Below are 20,644 nucleotides of genomic sequence, written 5' to 3'. Positions count from 1 at the left end.
TTGGTTTCATTACATGGATGTATCAGCGCAGCAAACAGTGATCTTCAAACTAATCCCTCCCGAAAGATGGGGCCGGGATTTGCTTCAATGACGGAAACACCCAAACGGACCAGGTCAGCATCTCCTGCGTACTCGTGATTGGCAACATGGTGCATCAACACGCCGAGCTGCTCAATGGAACGGGCAGCTTTGAGAAGGCCTGCATTTACTGGTTTGAACCCCGCATCAACGATCAGCCCTCGGGTAAGCTGAGCCGCTGCCTGATCGTCGCTCGCATAAAGTATATTGGGTTGCAGCGGTGAGCCTGACCATGCCGCCGCTTCCAGCACAGGTGCCGGTAAGATATTGAATGCTTTAACTACCCGGGCATTTGGCAGCCGTGCCTGCAAAACCTCCGCAGTAGAATTGTCCCGCATGAAATCCAGGTCATGGTAGTGTTCAAATTGAGCGTTGACGCCCCGTGGGTTCATCGTTTCAATGATCACTTTACCATCCAAAGCATTCCCTGCTGCATTCACAACTGCATCAAGCCTTGGCCAATAAACGGAAAATAATAGGACATCGCCGAATTCAGCAGCTTCCCGGATCGAGCCATACCTGGCCTTGTCGCCCAATTCTTCGAGCAGCGGTTCTAATTTCCAAAAATCACCATCCTGCGCGATCATCAGTTCGTGTCCGGCAGCAGCCCATGCCCTTGCCAGGCGGGCCCCGATGTTTCCGGTATTCAAAATTCCAATTTTCATTTTTTCCTCAACTTTTAGTTTAACCTTCTCTACACCCCTTACAAAGGGTCTTTACAAAGGTCAGCTTCTAAATGCTTCGGAAATTTGCCGTTTTGAGGTTATTCATTGCCATTTTAAGGCTGTCGGTGTTGGCTTATTTGGCTGCAATTCAAACAATCCTAGCGTCAGGACTGGTCTGAAAATCATCATTAGTTGTTAAACGACTTTCTGAAATCCAGTGGCGATAACTTCGTTTTTGACTTGAATAGTTTGGTGAAAGACGACGGGTGCCCAAATCCCAAGTCGTAAGCAACCTCGCTGACTGAGAGGTTGGTGCCCGATAATTTTTCTTTTGCTTTTTCTATAAGTTTTTGGTGGATTACCCCCAACGCACTTTGGCCGGTAACCGACCGCACCATATCGCTCAGGTAGCTTGGCGATACGTTTAAACGTTCGGCCAGGTAATGCACCGTCGGGATGCCATCGTTCAGCGTCTTGTCGCCCGTCAGGTATTCTTCCAGAATGTCCTCCATCTTTTGTAAAAGATCGCTGTTAACTATCTTTCTGGTTATGAATTGCCGTTTGTAAAAGCGGTTGGCATAACTCAGCAGCAATTCGATTTGTGCAACGATCACATCCTGGCTCACCTCATCGATCCGGCTGTCTAGTTCCTCGCCAATGTTCTTAAATATGGTGACAAGTGTTGCCTGCTCTTTCTCGGAAAGGTGTAAGGCCTCATTGGTGTTGTAGGAGAAAAATCCATATTGCTTTATTTTCTTTGCCAGCGGATAATTCCAGAGAAAATCCGGATGGATCAACAGCGTGAACATCGACCAGGAGTCGGCTACATCATATGCGCATGCGCCAATAACCTGGGTAGGCGCAACGAAAGTCATCCCACCATCTGAATAATCGTAGTAACCCTGTCCATACTTGGATTTGCCGCTCATGCCGAAATTGCAGGTGATTCGGTAAAACCCCGAGACGACAGCGCCGGAAAAATTGTTTTTGGGTATCTGATGTTTCGGCCAGTCGATCAGGCTGATCAATGGGTGCGCCGGAGCCGGCAAACCGTGGTCGCGGTGTATCTCTGAGAGCGTCCGCTTGTTGATAATGGCTATTTTACTCTCTTTCATGAACTTGTTTCGTTAGCCCCAAAGATCAGCCATTTCTTCACCCGAATTTTAGCTGTTTTGCGGCAAGGCTTTGCCATATTAAGCTCAACTGTCATATGAGTTTATGGTTTTGCAAATGGGTTTAACAGCAACAAACATCGAATTACAATTTAACGTGCCCATCTGCACGGTATGATGAGCGATTGATGGCTACTTGTGCGGCTTCATATGCAGCCAGGGAATCTATCGTCGGATCACTAAAAATTACTAATGATGGCATTATTTGAAAGGACAAGATCGTATCAATGTTAGAATGCAGAGACCTGAAGCTTTCACGAGGCCATGTCCAAGACTTATATTGATCGCTGCGTCTTATTCCCTCACTTCGCGCCCGGCGCGAACTTCATCATAGTAGGTTTGGGAAATTTTATAGTACCGCGTTGGATAACCGAATTCATCATTTTCCGTGAAAACGTATCGGAATCCAAGTTTTTTTAAGATATTTTCCGAAGCGGAATTTTCTGGATCAATCGAAGCATAAATCGCCTTTAATTTCAACACCTCAAAACCAAACGCTACCATACCATTGCTGGCCTCTAAGGCAAATCCCAGGTACCAATGCTGTTTGTTAAGTGCGTATATCAATTCGATCTTTTGGATTTGTTTTGAGTAAACAAGCCCGCAGTACCCGATTAGAAGATTACTGTATCTATCAATAATGGCATAGTTGCCAAAGCCCCTAGTCTTGTAATTGTTTTCTGTTACTACAAGCCACTCTTTAACCTGGTCCAATGTCAGCGGCTCGCTGTTGCCGACATATTTCATTACTTCGCTATCACTGCAAATATTACACAGATCCATCAAGTCATCAGCTTTGAGGCGCCTTATTAGGAGCCTGGATGTTTCAAATATAACTAGTGGATTGGTCATGTTATTAGTTACTGTCGCACTGGCGTTCGATTGGATCTGTGGCTGCTGGCATTCACCAAAATTTGTTACTGATATCAACGATCTCCTTTGGACGGCGGAGTTTCCAGGTGGTAGTCTGTGTTTGATGCGATTGATTGCTGTTTTATATCGCATTGTTAATAAATCCTTTCAGCATCAGCCGATAGGTTTTCTATGTGTTGTAGATGCGCGCGCAAGTTTCTGTCCCAACTTAATGGATATTCAAAACCCAGTTGCGAAGCGATAAATTCAGCACAATACCGGAATAAATCCATCGTGGCAAAGGTCGCATGCCATATCGCGGGTAAGTTCGCCGCAGGATAGGTTGCAAGAAGTTTTTCGTATAAATCAGGTTCCAGGTACCGCCTATAGAATTTCCCGGACTTACCGGTATCTACCTTGAAGTCATGCCGGCACCCTATGTACCAATCCAGCATTTGCAGCAGTGCCGCGCGGCTTACCTGATTCAACAGCTCCTGAACATAAATCACCTCGCCGCGCCAAAGTGCCTTGCCCAGGCTCCCGCTCGTAAACCAGAACTCGTTACAGCAATCCGTAAATGACAGGGGGGAAGGTTTTTCTATCCAGTAACTGGCATCGCTCGAAACCGGCAAAGGGCTTGATTCAAAAATGCGAACTTTGTCCAGAACCACCTTACACAAGCTATCAGAGGTAAATTGATCAAGTTTTTGCAAGGGTGCTATCAATAGATCAATCCGGTTTCCATCGGTAAAAAGCATCAGGTAGGAAAACGCTCCTTCAAGTTCAGGTGAGGGAGGATACAATTCCATAGCTTCCGGCAACTGCATGATCATCCTTTCGCCAAAAACATCTACCCAGCCAGGGTCTTGCATAAAGGGTGCCAGGTCTTTGACTACATAGATAATGTCAAAATCCTGAAAAATATCAGGTGTTACATTTGGATTTGACCTGGATCCATCCTGCAATACCGCAAGAATGCGATCGTCGTTACGGGCGACTTCCAAAATGAGCTCCATCATTTCCGAAGCATTTCTGCTTTCTGTATTATTAGCCATAGTCAAAAATTTAAATCTCCCTGAATTATTAAACATTCGCCAACGGGACTCCATACTTCACTTTGTATTCCAATGGCGACATTCCGAAATGATTCCTGAACATTTGGCGGAATGCCTTATCGTCGATACAACCGCATTCATGCATAATGCAGGAAACGGTCTTTCCCGTTCTTCCGTTATCATACATGGGCTTCAAATTGCATGCATCTCACGTTGCTGCTTTATGTATTGGTGGGTCCTCTGTATTTCACCTGTATCAGTGGGAAAACGAAGTTTCTCGCCGACAGCCACTGATAACCAGGCAAAAATCTCTGCCATATTGCTTAGTGCTTGCCAGTTTTCCTTAAGGTCCGCATTTGCATATGTGGCCAGCACCCGCTCATAAAAGTCTTCTCCCAAGAATTTTGAGATATATTTTCCTGATTTACCAAAAGGTTCTGAGAATTCGGTAATTGTGCCGATTTGCCAACTGATCATCTTCATAAACATCGGCCGTACTACCGTTTCCATCATTTCTTTCGCGTATGGAATCTGACGACGGGCCAACCCCTTGACCACATAAGTGCTTACCCACCAAAATTCGTTACAAGTGTCTGTGAATTCCTGTAATGCGGGCACTTTGATTTGATAGTCTGCCGTGGATGGTTCTGGCAAATTTGGAAAAAGTCCATCCTTGTCGAGCCAGCAGATGGTTAAGCTATCCGGCCAAAAATTAGGTCGAACTAAGTCAATTGGATATAGTGTCAGATCGATTCGATTACCATCTTTAAACAACATCAGATAGCCAAAGCTATCTTGACTGCGCTCTCCGATAATCATCTCGTCAGGTAGCTGTTTTATAATCAATTCTCCGAAGACATGAATCCAATTGTGATTAACAGAAAAGTCTTCAATAGCCTGTACGATAAAAACCACATCAAAATCCTGATATTTATCTGGTGTCACGTAAGCGTCCGCCCTTGAACCATTTAGTAATACAGCACGAATGCGATCGTCTTTCTGCACTATTTCCAATATCAATCTTTTTATTTCCGTGTTGCTTCGCATATGAAATCAATATGTTAGGGAAAAAGTTGGAGATATGGACACATTCTAACCAACTGCATCTAGTTACCAGTGTCGATGCACTGCATTTTGCAGCGTATCGGTTGCTGCCAGTAGTGGTTGTAACCTGATGCGAAGCTATTTGCCAAGATAGCATCGACATGCAGCCATTTGCAAAACCATAGAAGTTAAATGCTGTGCTGGCCAGGCCATGGTTTTCCCTTTCCGGTCTCACAATACAATTTTAAGCTTCTCAAAAACTGCCCCCACGTATAGCTGCATTCGGCAAATGTGGCAGTGTAGTCGCCCCAGTCATCTTGATGGAAATGGAGCATTGTGGCAGCCGGCGCGGGGTTTTGTTCTATCTGTCCCCGGATTTCAGGATTTGTTTCCAAAAGTGCGGCATTATCATTCTGCACTAGCGTAAAGAGGATCGTTGTCCCGATCCATTCATGATCGCCTTCAATGCACTTCCATTGCACCGTTTGCGCTGGGGTCAGGTTTTCGATCTGCATGCGCTTTACGTACCCATTGGCGAAAGGAAAGCTGGCTATTGTACCAGGCTCTGGGATTGCCTGCACATTGGGTGTCCACCACGCCGAAAGTCCTCCGCTTGTAGTAAGTGCATCATAAATATGCTCAGGTGTAGCTGCAATCAAAAGTGTTTGTCGGATGTTGGGCATTTCTATGATATTTAAATGTTTTGACAAAAATACACCGGAATCCCTGCTGAAAATGAGGCCATATGGACAATATTCGGGTCGATGTGGACATTTGAAACTTCTATATTTGTCCCACTCAAAATACATGGAGTATGCAGCATCAAATCGTTTTTTTGGTCCCGGAAGGTCTTGTCAATTGGGGCAGCATTATCGCCGTCAGCGAGATCTTACAATGGGCCGATGACCACTGGCAAGGTCGCGGCCGTAAAAAGCGCCTAAAAATGTTCCTGGCCGTGCTTAACCAGGAAGCGACCGCGCCGAAAATGCATTTTCCGGTACTCAGTCAAATGAACATGTACGAGATTACTTCGCCCGATATGATCATTATCCCATCATTGTCCCAACAATACAAGTCAATACTCGGCAGTGGGCGTGCGTATGTGGATTGGATTAATAGACAGCACTTAAATGGAGCAGAAATCGCCAGCATCTGCACTGGCGCATTTTTGCTTGCAGCGACTGGCCTGGTTGATAAGATGCCATGCGCTACGCACTGGGATGCTGCCGATGAGCTACGGGATATGTTTCCAAAAGTGCAGGTTTGCCTGGAAGTATTGACTGCTAACAAGGGCATTTACACAAATGGTGGCGGCTACTCTTTTTTAAATCTTGCACTGTTCCTGGTAGAAAAATACTTTGATCGCCCTACTGCGATCCATTGTGGCAAGATGTTTCAGATCGATATTGGCAGGAGCACTCAATCTCCGTTTGCAATTTTTGCTGGCCAGAAGACTCACGGCGACCCGGTGGTAATCAAAGCGCAGGAATATATTGAAGAGCATATTAGCGAGAGGATTTCACCTGAGGCCTTGGCAACAGAGTTGGCAGCAAGCCGTCGCAACTTTGACCGAAGATTCATCAAAGCGACCGGTAACACATTGATGGGATACATTCAGCGGGCAAGAATGGAGATCGCAAAAAAAGCATTGGAAGAAACGGACTGCCATGTTTCGGACATTATGCTGACCTGCGGGTACAATGATGAAAAGGCGTTCCGGGAAGCTTTCCGGAAAGTTGTCGGGCTTTTGCCACTGGATTACAAGGCACGCTATCGACGTTTTTCGTAACGAAACTATGAAGTACAAAGAATTTACAAGCTTTTCGGCTTGCTGCATGATACTAACCGCTATTGGTATCGATATTATGCTACCCGCTTTTGCGGAAATTAGAAAACATTTCAGTCTGGAAGAAAGTACTTCCGGCACACCATACATCGTCACAGTTTTTTTTGCTGGTCAGGCGTTACAACTAGTTTTTGGCCCGCTTTCTGATTGTTATGGAAGGCTTCCAATACTCCGTATCGGTTTTGCGCTTTATATTGTTGCAGGTCTCGCCGCGGCATTGTCAAATAGCATGCCTGTTATGCTAGTCTGGCGGTTTGTCGGCGGTGCGGGTGCATCGGCGGTTTTTATGACGACCATCGCCGTTGTTAGGGACCATTTTTCGGGTGATAAGATGGCGCGCACCATGTCCCTGATATTCACGATATTCCTTTTTACGCCCGTCGTGGCGCCATTTCTTGGCGCAGCCATTTTGACTTGGACTTCCTGGAAATTTGTTTTTCTTACACCGCCGATTTTCGCCGTGATTGTTGCCATCTGGTCATTGCGTATGAAGGAGTCGCTTCCACCATCGCAGCATATCAAATTAAATTCGCGCAGCCTGGCAATCTCATTTTCTCAGGTGCTTTCTAATCGAAACTTTTGCCGGTATACCGCGGTTACCACCTTGTTATTTGGCGGCATCAGCGCCTACGTGTCCAACTCTGAGTTTTTGGTTGGAAGCATTTATCGGAAACCTGGCCAATTCTCTGTTATTTTTGCTACCGTGGGCATAGTAATGGCTGCTGGGGCCTTAGTTAACACCTGGCTAGCTGGCCAATACGGATCAAGGCGTGTGATCCGGGCGCTCATCCTTGTTTACACTATCATTGCCGGCATTCTATTTCTGGTCACCTACTTAGTGCCCCAACCTCCGATCGTAGCATTTTTCACTGGCATTGCGCTACTCTTGGGTATTAATATGTCCATTGAGCCCAATAGCAGCGCCCTGGCAATGAAAGCGGTGGGCGAAGCTGCCGGAACTGCATCTTCCATTTATGGGACTACCTTTTTCTTTGTAGGTGCGTTAATAGGCTCGGCAATCAGCTTTTTTTTGAAGGACACATTACTGGTTATGCCACTCGGATATTTATTGATCGGGATGTTTTGCACGATTCTCGTTTTGACCGCTAGCGAGCAAGAGACGTGAGGTCCCTCCAATTTTTGCTTTCTTTTACTGTTGCCCAAATAATCCCACACCCATTAGGGTACATGTTCATTCAGTTGTCATGCAAACGTTGATCCATTTCGGCGATCCATAAGTCCCGACAGATTTGTTAAACTGACATTGCATGAAAATTGAAATCTTGAATAAGGAAGGAGAGGTAATAGAATCCAGCATCTTGACCGCACCGAAAATAGCATGTCCGACATACCGTAAAACTGCGTACTCTGTTCACCAAACGTATTGGACGAGCAGTGTTACCGAAATAAGGGCAGGCCAATGTCACATTGATATTCACGAGATAAATGTAAAAGAGCAGGTAAGTTTGAAAACCTATGCAGCTCCTGCTATGATGGGAATGTTATTCCTGGAAAAAGGAAATATTCATGTAAAGCAATCGGACCGGTCTTTTAGAGAGCTTGGAAACCTGCAACACAATCTGATATATAATGCCAAACAAACAGAGCAAACATTATTTCGGCCCAATCAGCAAATACGCCTGACGATAATCCATATTTCGCCGGAATATTTCTTTAACCTCGCAGAAGGCGGAAGCAACAGTATTGACGGAATGGCAAGCAATATTGACCGTGGAGATGACCATTTGTTTGCCACCCCAAACAATCTGCAAATAACGTTTCCGATGCTCAGGCTTTTGCATTCTTTGGACTCGAACATGTATAACCCTGCGTCCCTCAGACTGCTTACCGAAGCAAGGGTAATGGAGCTACTCTCTTTACAGATCGCACAAATTGAAGATAATCCAAGGAGTGCGATACTATCAAAGCTCAGTGACGGCGATGTCAAGAGGATAAATCAGGCGCGTGAATACATCCTTTCAGACGTTTCTTTTACGCCTACGCTAGAATCCATCGCCATGCAGGTTGGAATTAATATCTATAAGTTGAAAACAGGCTTTAAGGCATTATTCGGGCATTCAATATTCAGCTATCTACGGGAAGAGCGGCTTCTACTCGCTTATAGTGAGATACTTACAAGCGACCGCTCACTTACAGACATTGCCTACCAGACAGGGTTTGCATCAATCAGCCATTTCAGTGATTCCTTTAAAAACCGTTATGGCATATCACCAAGTCAGCTCCGATAGCTAGATACTTTCATTTTTCGGAAATCATACTACCGCATTTGAAACAGTCTCCGCTGCCGCAAGGGTTTATTTGCAATCAAAAAAACAAAGATGAAAGCAAATAAATCACTGCTAGCCACGATATTACTGGGAATGAGCTACGCGGCATGTTTCGCCCAGGTTTCTCAAATTGAGCTTTCGGGAAGATATAATCCAAGCTCCAAATATTTGCCTCCGGTAGATAGCGTGTCTAAGCCTGGGACAGTGGTCCAATCAGAGGTTAACGCTGCTGCCCTGATCAATTTTTATACAGGTGTTGATTCCTTAAATCAGGTAAGATCGTTTGGGTCCAATGTGCAGTTCCGGTACACAAATTTCTCCAGGACCGGTTACAACAAATTGATATTGCCCGCCGACCTGTACTGCATAAATGTCGGTCTCTACTACTATTCTACTTTAAATCAGAAATGGGCATACAACGTGTTCTTAAATACGGCACTGAATTCTGATTTCAAAGAAGTGGACAAAAACGATCTCTTTTTAGCCGCAGGAGCAGTGTTCATCCGGGAATTTACGCCAAATTTTAGCCTGGGCTTTGGAGCAATCGTTCACAATAACCTGGGAGGATTCATGCCCTGGCCCGCTCTGACGGTAGATTGGAAAATGGGTGGCAAATTCAGGCTCGATATCCGGACTCCTGACAAATCGCCGGGGATTGCACATTACGTCGGGGTAAGCTATGCTGCAACTAGCAAGGTAAACTTGTCATTTGCGTTCAGGCCGGAAGTTATATCCTATGATGTCACTACCAATCAAGAGAGGACGAACCGTCTGATGAGTTTCTGGCAACTACCCTTTACACTTTCGTCAGCTTTCCAGGTTGGTGATTTTGAGATTATTCCAAGCATTGGTTTTACAGCGCTTCGCCGATACGCTTACGGCGAAAAGAAGGTCTCGGAAATGTTCACCGAATATCCTTATCACGGATTGGGGACCAATTTGATTTACGGCGTTGGTGTTAAGTACCGTCCATTCAAAAAGTAACGTCTTAACATGGTGGATAAACGAGCATTTTTATGGTTAGTGTTACGAAATAAGGCCATGCGCTCTATTTCAATGTGCCCAGCACGATAGCGATATCTGCAGTGCCAACTCCACTGACGGTTAGACTAAAACCTCTGCAAAGATAATTGATTCACATCTCTTGCTTTGATCCATTTATTTACGCCAATCGGATTCCATTTTTTCCACAAAGCTCGTCAATGAAGCTATACAAGTGGAATAGCATGTCCTGCTGGCTCCGCACCGCGCATTCCCCTAGGCGTCCTCCATATGTGCACTGGACTAAGCGTCCCCGGCTACGCGCCCCGGACTCGGCGTCCCTGGCTACGCGACCCGACTGCGCGCCCCAAACCTTCTTTTGCTTCTTTTCTTTGGCAAAGAAAAGAAGCGCCCGTAAATAACTCCCGGGCGCTTCCTTGGTCTCCTCTGCCATCTTCGCTTCGGCTTTATGCAGGCCCTGCTTGCAAGAGCTCAGTTTTAACAGAGGCCAGCTCAGCAAGCCGCTGCTCGAATTTGACCATTCGCACCTGAGCAGCCTGCTGACGAGCCTGCTCGATTTTCTGAACATCAAGCCCTGCACTGTTGGCCAGCTCACGCAAGCACCAGCCGCTGATATTATCAGGATGTTTGCTTGCAGAATTACCTGCAAGTGAGAGTCTTACCAAAAACGCGAACTGCGCTGGCGTGAGCGAGGCCAAACTGGTAAAGAACTGCTCTTTTTCCAGCGCATGCCCGGAAAGTCCTAGCGCTTCGATTGCCTGATAGCGAAGCTGATAATCCAGCGACTGAAAGACAATAAGCCTTACAACGACCCGATCTGCGGCGGTCAAAGACGCCTGATCGTCCATCTGCGCAAGCCGCTCTAAAAATGCAGAATGCACAAGGAGCTGAATTTTTTCCTGATCAAGCTCTTTGCTCCGCTGCTCTTTCGCTGTCAGCCGATCAATTTCGGATTAGACTACCTGCCGGGTCAACCCGCCCTGCCGGGCTGCGAGCTGAAATTGCTTTGCGGAAACCGGAGCCTGCCTATTTGCATTACTCTTTTCGGTCTGCCTGAAATACCCCGTCCGCACCGAATTATCTCCGATTAGAAGAGCCGCCATACAATCTGAGGAGCCAATCACAGTCTCATATCCGCTCAGATCAGCCTCGTAGTCATCGAGTGCAGCCATAAAAAGCTGCTCTGTATCGCCTGTCAAATCCTGCGATCCCTGCTCAATGAAGTGCTCGCGCTCTGGCATACGTGGCGGCAGTATTTCTGAAAGTCCCCATTTGGCATACTGCGGAAGGGAGCTGAGCCCTTCGAACCCCGAGAGTACGTGCGCAATTTCTTCAAGCTGAGCCGTGTGCGTGTAAACGATTGCCTGCGGCTGGAAATCCCGGGTCAGCTCCTTTATTTTCCGCGCAAGGTGCGCGCTCCGTTTCCGTTGGAAGCATTCCCAGCCACTGCACGTGGCATTGCCAGCAAGCTCGGGAAAAAGGCTGCTTAGCGCCGTTGAGTTAAGTGGGCAGCTTGTGCACGCACCCTTATCAGATAGTAGCTCATCGTCATTTATGTTGAAAGGCGCGCGGCTAAGATCGCAGCGAAACCGGCTGATCTGATGGCCTGACGGCATTCTGAAATCCTGATCCTGCCAGTTCTGGCAAAACTGGGCAAAAATCTGCTGCTGGGTGGGCGCGGAAAGACTGGCGATTTCATAAGCTTGCTGCACACCCATCTTGCCTGCCATCAGAATATTTTGATGAGCCTCAATGAGCCCTGAGAGCTTTATTCTTGTATAAATAAATTTCTTTGATTTGCCCAGGCGCGCCGCGATCTGCTCGATCGATTTGCCTGACTGCTGCATATGCTGGATCGCTTGCGCCTCATGCAAGGGGTGCGGGTTTTCCCGCTGCAAGTTCTCGACAAGCTGCACCTCACGCGCCTGCTCATCGGTGAGATCAGTCACCAGCACGGGCACCTGCTCAAGCCCTGCTATTCGCGCAGCGAGAAGCCTTCGCTCTCCCGCAACCAGCTCGTAGCCTCCGGCTGGCGAATGCCTGACCAGAAGTGGGGAGAGCACCCCATGTATTGCCAGCTCCTGGGCAAACTCTTCCAGCGCGTTCTGATCAACGTGCTTGCGGTAATTAAAACGGCTCAACTCGATCTGCCCGGCCGGCACGCGTTGCAGCTGAGCTGATTCAATCAGCCGCTCAGTTGGTACCGGCTTCTTAGCAGCCTTGCGCTGCGCGGCAGCTTTGGAATTCGTTTTCATGTTTTTAGCTAATTAAGTCTGTAAAAATCATTGAGGTAAATACAAATCCTGAAATTCCGGCAGCCGCCATAGCCTCGGGCGGCTGCCAGCATATATCAGAATGGCGGCTCGTCATTTGTTTTACCGCGCCTTGAATTTGTTGTCTCAGCTGGCCGCTGCCGGTCTTCCCGCTCGCGGCTCACCCCGCTTGAAATAAGCTTGAAAGCCGCTGTATGAAACTGCAGCCCGGCCTTGGCCTCGCCGTCTGAGCCGTGCCATACCCGGGCAGACATCCGCCCGTAAAGCTGCACCACCGCCCCTTTTTTGAGCAACTTAGCCGCCCCGGCATTCAGCCAGAAAGCGCAGCTGACAAACTCTGTCCGGTCAACCCAGCTGCCTTGCTTATCACGGTAGCCATCGCCAACAGCCACTGTGAAATTGATCACCGAGCGCTCATCTTTAAGCTGCGCCACAACTGCATCCCTTGTAATTCTTCCTGTGATTTCCATTTCTGATTTGTTTTAAAATTGAAAACTGTTTTTCTCCCCCGGCCCCGCCCTACCGGAACTTGTGAGCTGCTTTTCGTTTCTCGGATTGCGCGACGGTCTTTTTCATGTTCTTTTCGATTTTTTCTAAGGGAGCACAAAACCGCCTGCATCCCGCCTGAAAGCAAGGGTTCGTGGAAGGCAACGGACCGAAGTGAAATGAAGGGAGTATCAGCCGCGAAAGCCCTTGTTTCAGGCGGGCTGTCTGGCGGTAGCTTTCGCAGAAATAAATCGAAATGAAAAAGGCCGTCCCCGAAATGGGAACAGCCTACAAGGGAAGATGCAATGCGCGTGAGCATCTATCTACCTGCACTATGCCCGGGCAGTTCAGGCCAAGTGGCCATTGAGTAAAAATTGCAGACGGGTTAACCGGTCGAGATTTATATCGAGTGGGTACCTCAAACTCTTCCCGGAAGATGACCGCAATGATTCATCCCGCTTAATGTCTGGCCTTTTCCCCGAACGAATGTTTATCTCAGATCAGGCAAGAAGATTTCAGGTCCTAGACAGGATTACCAGGTATTATTGAAAAAGCCGGGTTATGTCTTTTGCTACAATGCGTAGGTCATCATTGAACTGATGCCCGCCGGTCGGGATTAGGCGGAAAGTCGCCCAGGTAAGATGCTTTTGGTAAATCTCGAATTGCTCTGAGGGACCTGCTCATCGTCAAGACATTGATAGAGAAATTGCGGCGTACTGCGGCTAATTTTCCCGGCGAAATCCGGGCGGAGTCTGAACGGCTTTACCCAATCCTGTTCGCCCTGCCAAAAAGGGGTAGCAAGTAAGAAAACTCCTGCGAGCGCTGTGTCTATCTCAAATTCAGAGAGGCAGGCCAGCAACATCGAAGCGCCCAGCGAGTGGCCCACTAAAATCACGCCATCATCGCTACCGGATATCGCCTCACGGATTTGCCGCCGCCTTCCAAGGTCAGCAGTACCCTCGTCGGGCAAAATGGGTATACAATCTGGTAAGATGGTCCAAGGTGAAGCCCAAGCGAATCAACAAGCTTTTGATCTGCCTGAAAATCCTGTTTTGAGCCGCCACCATGAAAGAAGATTACTTTCTTTGTCATAAAAGCGCGAAGTTAAAATGGCTGAAAGCCCCTTGCCAGATTGAAAAATCAGTCTTTCAGATAATGCGCCAAGTTTTCAAGGGTTGAATGAATGCCTTCAAGATGGTCCTTTCGGCTAATTCCTTCCGGCACATTCTCGGCAGTGATCCTGACCAATGTGGCTTCACCCGTATTTACAAGCTGGTAGGTCATGATCATGGTGCCAGCAAAATCAGGGTTGTCAGAGACAAAATCCACCGACTGAGATACCTGCCGGCCTGCAAGAAGCTTTAAGAATTTCCCTTGCGTGATATCTGAACCATCAGATGATTTTGCAAACTGCTCTTTATCTGCTGGCTTATCGTAGCTGAGCCTGATCTGGTATCTGCCGCCTTCCCAGGGCTCAAATTGATTGATTTGAGCCCGCATACCCTTCGGAGCAATCCAGCTGGCAAGGGCATCCGGGTTGATGATGGCCTGATAGATTTCATCGGCAGACGCGTTGATAATCTTTGAAGCAACGTCTTTTCTTTCTGTCTCCATGTCAAGTGCAGATTAGTTTCCTAATAGCATTTACCAAAAGTAGTAAACGCCATTAGTCCTCACGCAGGTTAATCCGGCCATTTAAAAGGGGCACCTGAGACAAAAACTGCTAATTGCGTCTGCCAAAAGAAGCCGCTGCGTAGTAATGATTTGAAAAGCAAAGAAAATCGCTCTCAACGGTCCTGCTTAATGTCGCGCGGTTCAATACACAGGATGGAAGCCGGTCAGCAAAAATATTGGGAGCACCCTGTGATTAAACCTTCTGCAATAATGCTAGCGCGCGCAAATACTTGTATCCCGTGTCAAAGGCGTAAAGTTGTCGGGTTCATTCTAACCTAACTTTTCAGCCATATAGTGCGGCTTCAATGCCGGGTAGTAGTCTTCAAATGAAGGCAGGCTCCTGCCCTCTCGCACTGCTGCAAGCATATCCAGGTAATATTCCCAGCCAGGCCCGACGTCTCCGGCAAGACCGGGGTCAGTGAGCGGCTGCACAAAACCAAGCTTGGTCTTCCCGCTAAGTCGGGTCAATGTCGTCTCGATCCGCCACAACCCGTGATCATCCTTCATTTCGACAACGAGGCGTTCGGGCGCCTTGCATTCCACAATTAGGATATTCACCCAGGGCTCGCCCTTCTCATGTACCAGTTGAAGCTCAATGGTCTTACCTGGACCCGGCTCACCTCTCCATCCGCCAAACCATTTCGCGGTCTGCTCAGATTCGGTCACGCTTTTCCAGACATCCTCAATTGAGGCATCAAACATCCGCTCAATGACTATTTCATTGCCTTGGACCCTGCCAGTTGGCTTAACTTTCATGATTTGTTTTTGGGTTTATTGATATATGGCTGTAATTATCACCGTCCTGCGCGCCTGTAAGTTGCGCTAGTAAGCCCTTAAACAGGCCACGGTCATCAAAGCGCAGATCCAGTGATAAATTAAGGTATAAAATCTAGTCGAACATTAATTGTGAATCCCTTATTTTATACTATCCAACTCGAAAGATGACAATTAAACTTTCTTCAAAAGCAGAAAACATCCTGGATCAGATTACCACCAAAACCAAGCTGGGAGAACTACGCAGCACTGCCAAGGATATCAAAAGGGATCATGAACTGGCATTAGAACTTTGGTCAACTGGGAGGTTCTTGTCCAGGCTACCGGCTATCCTGATTATGGACGTAAAGGCACTTTCAAAGGAAATGATCAATAAGCTCGATCAGGATATGCAGACTCATCCTTTCGATGAGCAAAATCAACTTATCGACTGGCTTATGGCCAATCAACTCCTTAAAGACAAAAGGGCCTCAGCGCTGGTTGAGTCCTGGGAAAACAGCCCTTCCTGCCTTCAAAGGCGGGTATTCTGGTATTATCAGGGGCGTTTAAGGTGGATGGGATAAACACCTCCGGCTGATACCGCAGAATTGCTGGCAAAAATAGAGGATAACATTGTCAGCGAGCAGCCCCGGGTCCAATGGGCTATGAACTTCACTGCCGGCTGGATTGGGATTTATGATAAACAGTATCGGGACCGCTGCGTCGCATTAGGCCTGAAAACGGGTCTATACAAAGACGAAAAGGTTTCAAAAGGCTGCACCCCCAATTATCTGCCGGAATTCATTACCATTGAAAGCTACAAACGCAGCACCTAGACGGATTTCCAGACGGCCCTCACAGGGAAACCTCTCTTAAGGGATCACCCGTATCAATAAACAATCGTCCGCCCGGTTTCAAAGCCTTTTTGATTTGCATAATTGCTCTGGCTTGCAGTTCGGGGTGACGCCCGTCCAAAGCACTCACCCGAACCGCAAAAGCAAGATCGTATTTTTCTTCTGCGGGGTTAAGCTCGAAATCTTCAACGGCCGCGTGACGAAACGAAACCCTGCCAGCCGCTATTTCATCTTCACTGCCCTGGACTGCCAGCTTAATGGCCCTTTCCGAGCGGTCGATCCCAAGCATATCGCCCGTGCGGGTACAGCAAGCGACCGCACGCGCTGCCGCCCCAGGCCCGTAGCCAATTTCCAATACCCTGACGCCCTCCTTTAAAGGCAAGGCATCGACGATAGCCGCAAGCCGTTGAGAAAGTTTACTGGCCATACTAATTTTTGCTGTCCAGAAATTGCTCGATCATCGGCAGCACAAAGTTCACCTGATGGGAGCCCCGCTTCAATGTTGTGATCTCACCAATGTACTCGCCGTGCAAGCCCGGGATGATCGCCAGCTCTGCCCTTTTAATTTGCCTTTGCATTCGCAATGCGTGTTCGGGTATTATCACATCCTTATCGGCAATGATGATCAGGGCCTGCGCATTGATGGATCCTAGCTGCGCATCTGAAATGTCTTTAAAATCAAGCACGCGTTTTGCATCCTTGTCATGCATCCTTCGAAGGCCTGCCGTATCGGGCGTGACACTCAAATAGGCATCCTTCAACTCCTGGGGCATATTAGCAAGGTCTGCATTTTTCATAAAGCCCCATAATTCAGCCGGCACACCACTGCGCTTGGCCAGTGCCGAACCCAAAACCATTTTATCTACCACTTCAGGGTGGCGTATGGCAATTTGCAGAGTGGTAGTTCCTCCATTGCTAAAACCAAAAAAATCCGCCTTGTCAATGCCTAGCTTCTTTAACAGCGCCACAACGTCATCCGCATCCTGCTCAAATGACTCATCGGCGTCCCTGTCAGTAGTCCTTCCGTGCGCTTGAAGGTCAACCGCGATCACCTTCCGGCGGCGGGCAAGTAAAGGAATTATCCTTCCGAAAGTAGTTTCTATGGTTGAACCGCCACCATGGATCAGCACAACCGGCTTTCCACTGCCGTGTATCTGATAGTACATACTAATGCCATTGACCGGCAAATGCCCGCTTTGAAAACTAGTTGTGTCTTTACCGGGAGTAGGCTTCTGCCCGCTATCAGGATTTTGCTGTCCGGCGCCGCCACAGCCAGCAAGCAAACAAATCAAGGTCAGGCACAGAATTGTCTTTTTCATTTTTACAGCTTTATAGTTGCGTTAATGTCCTACCTGATTTCACCCAGCATCAATGAAAGTCTGCCGAGCATTTTGACCCATCCCTGGTAGGCTCCTGTTTTCTTAGCCTCTTCTTCGGACACGGTCTGGTATATGGACACCCTGGTTCTGGTGTCCACGGTTTCAAAAGTGACCGTTGTCGTCTGATGCTCCGGCCAGTCCTTGTCTTTTCCTGCCTCCACCGAGCTAACCGAATTACCGGCCGCATTCGACATAATCATCGTAAAGACAAGTCTTTTGTTTAACGCGACTTCCAGGTAAGTGCCCTTCACCCAGCACTCACCGTGTACCGGGTCGGTGATGCAGCTGTGATAGCTACCGCCGGCAGCGACATGGATGGTCTTGAATGCAATGCTGCAACCATCCGGCGCATACCAGTGCTTTAACTGCTCTGGATCCGTCCAGGCCTGGAAAACGGCCTCCACGGGCGCGTCGAAAAAGTGGGTGATAAAAAGCTGCTTTCGTTCCGTATTCATAGCTATTGTTTTTTGGTTTTATCAAGGAATGCTTCGAGTTTTTCAAAGCGGTTGTTCCACAGTTTGCGCGACTCAGTGACCCAGTCTGTAACCTGGTCGAGCTCATCCAGGCGCGCTTCGCACACCTGCTGACGGCCTTTCTGGCTCATGATGACAAGGCCGCATTCGCTCAGAATCTTAATATGCTTGGCAATGGCCTGTTTGCTGATAGCGAAATCCTGCCCTATCTGGGTAATATTCAGTGGCCCCTGGGACAATTTATGGATGATCATCCTGCGGGTGGGATCGGCTATGGCCTGGAAAACATCTCTTCTTTCTATCATAAGGCAACCATTTGGTTGACAAATATAGAAAAACAACCGAATGGTTGTTGATTTTCTCTCAACTTTTTTGATATGGACACATCGCAGCCCAGAGACTTGCTTACTACAAATGAAAAAAGCCCTCCTTTCGGAGGGCCTTGCAAAAAACGGGTGCTGGGTTATTCAAGAAAGCCGAAAATTACGCAGCAAACTTCAAATAACCATCTGGGGCAAAATATCTGCGCTTAAAGCCTACGACCGTTCAGGGCACCTGATCCGGGCGAGCCCTTATTTAGCGACTCATATCTCTCCTTTTTCTCTTAACAACCGGAATAGCTGCCGGGCCTGCTCAATAGCCTGCCGGCCGGTCCATCCCCAGAATGTCCCGGCAAGCGCATGTAATTTCTCGTTCATGATCACCGGCTCCTCAATATCCGGAATCACGTCACACGGCCCCCAACTATCAAAAACCTCCCGATCGATATAAAAATAATCGTAATATTGCGATATATAATTTTTCTAGTTAGTTTGCAGCATGGGAGTTACCAAAACAGAAATCTTCACTGAGCAGCAGAACCGCATTGCGGATCTGGCAAAAGCGTTTGCGCACCCGGCACGGGTAGCGATTTTGCAGCTGCTGATTGCTCGTAAAGCCTGCGTTTGCGGTGACCTGGTGGATGAACTCGAACTTGCTCAGGCGACGGTCTCCCAGCATTTGAAGGAGCTAAAACGGATCGGCATTATCCAGGGAGAGATTAACCCGCCCCGCGTTTGCTACTGCATTAATCCTCCGGTGTGGGAAGAAGCTCGGCAAGCATTCGGCTCGATCCTGGAATCCTTTGAGGGAGTGACCTGCTGTGACTAAGCGGGTATTTTTTTGAGCAAATTAATCGTAATATTACATTATAACAATGGTAACTATGATCAATCAGTTGAACCCAATGACCCGGGGTGCGCTCACCTGGCAGGCTTTCAAAAGCACGCTTGAAGAAAATCCTGACCTGCACCTGCAATTCCAATACGAGGCGGGAAAGTTTGTTGACCGATCATTTCACATCACTGAAATCAAGCAGGCACCGATTGTTTCGGTAGATTGTGGTGGTGTAATGAATAGCTGGACGGAGGTAATCGTGCAGCTATGGGAGCCGCCGGTAAGTGAAACCGAGCGCTCGATGCTGGTCAGCAAAGCACTTAAAATTGTGAACCTGGTCGAAAAGTCGTTACCACTTAATCCGAATGCGGTTGTGAAGATCGAGTTTGGCAATTCAAAATTCGATACCCGTCAAATGTACCCAGGTGAGCTTTTGCCCGAAGGTGATAGTTTCATTGTCAATCTGGTTCCGGATTTCACGCAGTGCAAAGCACTAACGCGCAATCAATCATGCAGGACGGGTCCTGCGGCCACGTCCTGCTGTGGCTCGGCTAGTGAAAAAGAAGAATTGGAAGTTGCCGGTGCTGATGGCGCTGCATGCAAACCAGGTTCCGGCTGTTGCTAATTATCAATCAATTACCAGTATGAAACGAATTTTAGTATTATGCACGGGCAACTCAGCCCGCAGCCAATTAGCGCAAGGGTATTTACAGCATTTTGCAGGTGACCGCGCAGAAGTGTATAGCGCTGGTGTAGATCCCAAAGGTGTAAATCCGGTTGCCATCCAGGTAGTGGCGGAAGATGGTCTTGATATCTCGCATCACACCGCCCGGCGGCCCGGGTCGAACCATGCCGACGAATATACCGGCATCGCTTTCGATTATGTAATCACGGTTTGCGATAATGCACGTGAGCAATGCCCTTATTTCCCGTCTGCGGGTGAGTGGTTCCACCATAGCTTTTCTGATCCAGGCCATACCGCACCGGCGGACCGGCCAGGTGAAGACCTGGTAACTTCATTTCGTAGGGTTCGGGATGAAATCAAAGAGTACAGCCGCGAATTTATCCATCAGAAACTGCCTGCATAATGGCTTTCACTATTCGCCCCCTTGTTGCATCGGACTGGCCGCAGGTAAAACAGATTTACCAGATGGGCATTGATACCGCTGATGCGACATACGAGACACAAGCACCGGAAGTCGATGCGCTGAAAGCAAAGTTTCTTGCCCCGCCGCAGCTTGTGGCCGAAGAAAACGGTCAGGTTATTGGGTGGGCATTCCTATCTGCTGTTTCTAGCCGGTGCGTGTACGGTGGCGTGGCTGAAACAAGCATCTACATTCATCCGGAATTTCACGGGCGCGGTATTGGCCGGGCGCTTTTATCAGACCTGGTGCCGTTAAGCGAAACACTCGGTTTCTGGACATTGCAAGCGCAGATATTCCCAGAAAACAAAGCGAGCATTGCACTTCACGAGCGGCAAGGTTTCCGGAAAGTCGGCTACCGTGAAAAGCTTGGAAAACGTAATGGAATTTGGCGTGATGTAATATTTCTGGAACGTCGCAGCTCGACAGTTGGAAATGATTAATCAGAAACAT

General features: G+C 47.9%; 25 protein-coding genes. 9 read left to right on the top strand and 16 right to left on the bottom strand.

Translation table 11 applies throughout. The features are described from left to right. Positions 1-44: 44 nt before the first annotated feature. From BLQ88_RS19555 to BLQ88_RS19530, 6 genes are all read right to left on the bottom strand, one after another. A complete protein-coding gene (locus tag BLQ88_RS19555) occupies positions 45-743 on the bottom strand; it encodes an NADPH-dependent F420 reductase (protein ID WP_090153588.1) in 699 nt (232 codons plus the stop codon). A 188-nt stretch (positions 744-931) separates the two neighbouring features. Then, complete coding sequence (locus tag BLQ88_RS19550; protein ID WP_090153586.1) at positions 932-1,858, bottom strand: helix-turn-helix domain-containing protein; 927 nt, start codon at positions 1,856-1,858, stop codon at positions 932-934. Positions 1,859-2,209: 351 nt separating this feature from the next. Continuing rightward, the gene (locus BLQ88_RS19545; RefSeq protein ID WP_218132929.1) at positions 2,210-2,767 is read right to left on the bottom strand and encodes a GNAT family N-acetyltransferase; all 558 of its coding nucleotides are present in this window, start codon (positions 2,765-2,767) and stop codon (positions 2,210-2,212) included. A gap of 155 nt (positions 2,768-2,922) precedes the next feature. Then, positions 2,923-3,822, bottom strand: coding sequence for an aminoglycoside 6-adenylyltransferase (locus BLQ88_RS19540; RefSeq protein WP_090153842.1), 900 nt, complete (start codon positions 3,820-3,822; stop codon positions 2,923-2,925). Positions 3,823-4,014: 192 nt separating this feature from the next. After that, positions 4,015-4,869 carry an aminoglycoside 6-adenylyltransferase gene (locus BLQ88_RS19535; protein ID WP_090153582.1) on the bottom strand — a complete coding sequence of 285 codons (855 nt, stop codon included), beginning with the start codon at positions 4,867-4,869 and terminating at the stop codon, positions 4,015-4,017. A gap of 185 nt (positions 4,870-5,054) precedes the next feature. Beyond that, positions 5,055-5,549: an SRPBCC family protein gene (locus BLQ88_RS19530; protein ID WP_090153581.1), complete on the bottom strand. Its 495-nt coding sequence runs from the start codon at positions 5,547-5,549 to the stop codon at positions 5,055-5,057. 131 nt (positions 5,550-5,680) lie between these two features. On the opposite strand from BLQ88_RS19530, the gene BLQ88_RS19525 reads away from it, so the two are divergent. The 4 genes from BLQ88_RS19525 to BLQ88_RS19510 all read left to right on the top strand — a co-directional run bounded on the left by BLQ88_RS19525 (position 5,681) and on the right by BLQ88_RS19510 (position 9,984). Further along, positions 5,681-6,655 carry a GlxA family transcriptional regulator gene (locus BLQ88_RS19525; protein ID WP_090153579.1) on the top strand — a complete coding sequence of 325 codons (975 nt, stop codon included), beginning with the start codon at positions 5,681-5,683 and terminating at the stop codon, positions 6,653-6,655. A gap of 7 nt (positions 6,656-6,662) precedes the next feature. After that, positions 6,663-7,838, top strand: coding sequence for a multidrug effflux MFS transporter (locus tag BLQ88_RS19520; RefSeq protein ID WP_090153578.1), 1,176 nt, complete (start codon positions 6,663-6,665; stop codon positions 7,836-7,838). Between the two features lie 142 nt (positions 7,839-7,980). After that, positions 7,981-8,961 (top strand): helix-turn-helix transcriptional regulator, encoded by a 981-nt coding sequence (locus BLQ88_RS19515; RefSeq protein ID WP_090153576.1) that lies wholly within the window; start codon positions 7,981-7,983, stop codon positions 8,959-8,961. A 90-nt stretch (positions 8,962-9,051) separates the two neighbouring features. Next, complete coding sequence (locus BLQ88_RS19510; RefSeq protein WP_090153574.1) at positions 9,052-9,984, top strand: DUF6268 family outer membrane beta-barrel protein; 933 nt, start codon at positions 9,052-9,054, stop codon at positions 9,982-9,984. A 464-nt stretch (positions 9,985-10,448) separates the two neighbouring features. Here BLQ88_RS19510 and BLQ88_RS19500 read toward each other — a convergent pair whose 3' ends face one another. The 6 genes from BLQ88_RS19500 to BLQ88_RS19475 form a co-directional block, all read right to left on the bottom strand. Continuing rightward, positions 10,449-10,883 (bottom strand): hypothetical protein, encoded by a 435-nt coding sequence (locus BLQ88_RS19500; protein WP_143016879.1) that lies wholly within the window; start codon positions 10,881-10,883, stop codon positions 10,449-10,451. A 72-nt stretch (positions 10,884-10,955) separates the two neighbouring features. Continuing rightward, positions 10,956-12,257 carry a ParB/RepB/Spo0J family partition protein gene (locus BLQ88_RS19495; protein ID WP_090153568.1) on the bottom strand — a complete coding sequence of 434 codons (1,302 nt, stop codon included), beginning with the start codon at positions 12,255-12,257 and terminating at the stop codon, positions 10,956-10,958. Positions 12,258-12,352: 95 nt separating this feature from the next. Further along, positions 12,353-12,745: a single-stranded DNA-binding protein gene (locus BLQ88_RS19490; protein WP_090153566.1), complete on the bottom strand. Its 393-nt coding sequence runs from the start codon at positions 12,743-12,745 to the stop codon at positions 12,353-12,355. A gap of 907 nt (positions 12,746-13,652) precedes the next feature. Beyond that, positions 13,653-13,853, bottom strand: coding sequence for a hypothetical protein (locus BLQ88_RS37225; RefSeq protein WP_229212760.1), 201 nt, complete (start codon positions 13,851-13,853; stop codon positions 13,653-13,655). A 48-nt stretch (positions 13,854-13,901) separates the two neighbouring features. Then, positions 13,902-14,375: an SRPBCC domain-containing protein gene (locus tag BLQ88_RS19480; RefSeq protein ID WP_090153565.1), complete on the bottom strand. Its 474-nt coding sequence runs from the start codon at positions 14,373-14,375 to the stop codon at positions 13,902-13,904. 330 nt (positions 14,376-14,705) lie between these two features. Further along, positions 14,706-15,191 carry an SRPBCC family protein gene (locus BLQ88_RS19475; protein WP_090153563.1) on the bottom strand — a complete coding sequence of 162 codons (486 nt, stop codon included), beginning with the start codon at positions 15,189-15,191 and terminating at the stop codon, positions 14,706-14,708. Positions 15,192-15,376: 185 nt separating this feature from the next. Between BLQ88_RS19475 and BLQ88_RS37220 the strand changes: the two genes are divergently transcribed. Then, entirely contained in the window at positions 15,377-15,772 is a 396-nt protein-coding gene (locus BLQ88_RS37220) for a DNA alkylation repair protein (protein WP_229212759.1), read from the top strand. Positions 15,773-16,043: 271 nt separating this feature from the next. Here the strand turns inward: BLQ88_RS37220 and BLQ88_RS19465 are convergent, their stop codons facing one another. Genes BLQ88_RS19465 through BLQ88_RS19450 form a run of 4 tightly spaced genes read right to left on the bottom strand, consistent with a single transcriptional unit; the run spans position 16,044 to position 18,199 of the window. Then, positions 16,044-16,469 carry an SAM-dependent methyltransferase gene (locus BLQ88_RS19465; protein ID WP_090153561.1) on the bottom strand — a complete coding sequence of 142 codons (426 nt, stop codon included), beginning with the start codon at positions 16,467-16,469 and terminating at the stop codon, positions 16,044-16,046. 1 nt (position 16,470) lies between these two features. Beyond that, the gene (locus BLQ88_RS19460) at positions 16,471-17,361 is read right to left on the bottom strand and encodes an alpha/beta fold hydrolase (protein ID WP_090153559.1); all 891 of its coding nucleotides are present in this window, start codon (positions 17,359-17,361) and stop codon (positions 16,471-16,473) included. 29 nt (positions 17,362-17,390) lie between these two features. Then, positions 17,391-17,876, bottom strand: a complete 486-nt coding sequence (locus BLQ88_RS19455) for an SRPBCC family protein (protein ID WP_090153557.1) — start codon at positions 17,874-17,876, stop codon at positions 17,391-17,393. A 2-nt stretch (positions 17,877-17,878) separates the two neighbouring features. Then, positions 17,879-18,199: an ArsR/SmtB family transcription factor gene (locus BLQ88_RS19450; protein ID WP_090153555.1), complete on the bottom strand. Its 321-nt coding sequence runs from the start codon at positions 18,197-18,199 to the stop codon at positions 17,879-17,881. 514 nt (positions 18,200-18,713) lie between these two features. Between BLQ88_RS19450 and BLQ88_RS19445 the strand changes: the two genes are divergently transcribed. The 4 genes from BLQ88_RS19445 to BLQ88_RS19430 are packed head-to-tail and all read left to right on the top strand — an operon-like array spanning position 18,714 to position 20,634. Continuing rightward, a complete protein-coding gene (locus BLQ88_RS19445; protein ID WP_090153554.1) occupies positions 18,714-19,043 on the top strand; it encodes an ArsR/SmtB family transcription factor in 330 nt (109 codons plus the stop codon). 55 nt (positions 19,044-19,098) lie between these two features. Next, positions 19,099-19,674: a DUF6428 family protein gene (locus BLQ88_RS19440; protein WP_229212758.1), complete on the top strand. Its 576-nt coding sequence runs from the start codon at positions 19,099-19,101 to the stop codon at positions 19,672-19,674. Between the two features lie 19 nt (positions 19,675-19,693). Then, positions 19,694-20,137 (top strand): arsenate reductase ArsC, encoded by a 444-nt coding sequence (locus BLQ88_RS19435; protein ID WP_090153550.1) that lies wholly within the window; start codon positions 19,694-19,696, stop codon positions 20,135-20,137. Beyond that, positions 20,137-20,634 carry a GNAT family N-acetyltransferase gene (locus tag BLQ88_RS19430; protein ID WP_090153548.1) on the top strand — a complete coding sequence of 166 codons (498 nt, stop codon included), beginning with the start codon at positions 20,137-20,139 and terminating at the stop codon, positions 20,632-20,634. Before BLQ88_RS19435 ends, BLQ88_RS19430 begins: the two co-directional genes overlap by 1 nt. Positions 20,635-20,644: the final 10 nt, after the last annotated feature.

The sequence above is a fragment of the Dyadobacter soli genome, assembly GCF_900101885.1.
Taxonomy (GTDB): Bacteria; Bacteroidota; Bacteroidia; order Cytophagales; family Spirosomataceae; genus Dyadobacter; species Dyadobacter soli.
Note: the sequence above shows the minus strand (reverse complement) of the source record. Positions and strands in the feature narration are given on the sequence as shown.

Bases quoted from the DNA above. Each gene is read 5' to 3' on its own strand.
- BLQ88_RS19465 (WP_090153561.1), bottom strand. From the start codon at position 16,469: ATGGCCAGTAAACTTTCTCAACGGCTTGCGGCTATCGTCGATGCCTTG.
- BLQ88_RS19530 (WP_090153581.1), bottom strand. From the start codon at position 5,549: ATGCCCAACATCCGACAAACACTTTTGATTGCAGCTACACCTGAGCAT.
- BLQ88_RS37225 (WP_229212760.1), bottom strand. From the start codon at position 13,853: ATGACAAAGAAAGTAATCTTCTTTCATGGTGGCGGCTCAAAACAGGAT.
- BLQ88_RS19430 (WP_090153548.1), top strand. From the start codon at position 20,137: ATGGCTTTCACTATTCGCCCCCTTGTTGCATCGGACTGGCCGCAGGTA.
- BLQ88_RS19435 (WP_090153550.1), top strand. From the start codon at position 19,694: ATGAAACGAATTTTAGTATTATGCACGGGCAACTCAGCCCGCAGCCAA.
- BLQ88_RS19475 (WP_090153563.1), bottom strand. From the start codon at position 15,191: ATGAAAGTTAAGCCAACTGGCAGGGTCCAAGGCAATGAAATAGTCATT.
- BLQ88_RS19515 (WP_090153576.1), top strand. From the start codon at position 7,981: ATGAAAATTGAAATCTTGAATAAGGAAGGAGAGGTAATAGAATCCAGC.
- BLQ88_RS19460 (WP_090153559.1), bottom strand. From the start codon at position 17,361: ATGAAAAAGACAATTCTGTGCCTGACCTTGATTTGTTTGCTTGCTGGC.
- BLQ88_RS19495 (WP_090153568.1), bottom strand. From the start codon at position 12,257: ATGAAAACGAATTCCAAAGCTGCCGCGCAGCGCAAGGCTGCTAAGAAG.
- BLQ88_RS19535 (WP_090153582.1), bottom strand. From the start codon at position 4,869: ATGCGAAGCAACACGGAAATAAAAAGATTGATATTGGAAATAGTGCAG.
- BLQ88_RS19520 (WP_090153578.1), top strand. From the start codon at position 6,663: ATGAAGTACAAAGAATTTACAAGCTTTTCGGCTTGCTGCATGATACTA.
- BLQ88_RS37220 (WP_229212759.1), top strand. From the start codon at position 15,377: ATGACAATTAAACTTTCTTCAAAAGCAGAAAACATCCTGGATCAGATT.
- BLQ88_RS19455 (WP_090153557.1), bottom strand. From the start codon at position 17,876: ATGAATACGGAACGAAAGCAGCTTTTTATCACCCACTTTTTCGACGCG.
- BLQ88_RS19525 (WP_090153579.1), top strand. From the start codon at position 5,681: ATGCAGCATCAAATCGTTTTTTTGGTCCCGGAAGGTCTTGTCAATTGG.
- BLQ88_RS19540 (WP_090153842.1), bottom strand. From the start codon at position 3,822: ATGGCTAATAATACAGAAAGCAGAAATGCTTCGGAAATGATGGAGCTC.
- BLQ88_RS19550 (WP_090153586.1), bottom strand. From the start codon at position 1,858: ATGAAAGAGAGTAAAATAGCCATTATCAACAAGCGGACGCTCTCAGAG.
- BLQ88_RS19545 (WP_218132929.1), bottom strand. From the start codon at position 2,767: ATGACCAATCCACTAGTTATATTTGAAACATCCAGGCTCCTAATAAGG.
- BLQ88_RS19445 (WP_090153554.1), top strand. From the start codon at position 18,714: ATGGGAGTTACCAAAACAGAAATCTTCACTGAGCAGCAGAACCGCATT.
- BLQ88_RS19555 (WP_090153588.1), bottom strand. From the start codon at position 743: ATGAAAATTGGAATTTTGAATACCGGAAACATCGGGGCCCGCCTGGCA.
- BLQ88_RS19510 (WP_090153574.1), top strand. From the start codon at position 9,052: ATGAAAGCAAATAAATCACTGCTAGCCACGATATTACTGGGAATGAGC.
- BLQ88_RS19440 (WP_229212758.1), top strand. From the start codon at position 19,099: ATGATCAATCAGTTGAACCCAATGACCCGGGGTGCGCTCACCTGGCAG.
- BLQ88_RS19480 (WP_090153565.1), bottom strand. From the start codon at position 14,375: ATGGAGACAGAAAGAAAAGACGTTGCTTCAAAGATTATCAACGCGTCT.
- BLQ88_RS19490 (WP_090153566.1), bottom strand. From the start codon at position 12,745: ATGGAAATCACAGGAAGAATTACAAGGGATGCAGTTGTGGCGCAGCTT.
- BLQ88_RS19450 (WP_090153555.1), bottom strand. From the start codon at position 18,199: ATGATAGAAAGAAGAGATGTTTTCCAGGCCATAGCCGATCCCACCCGC.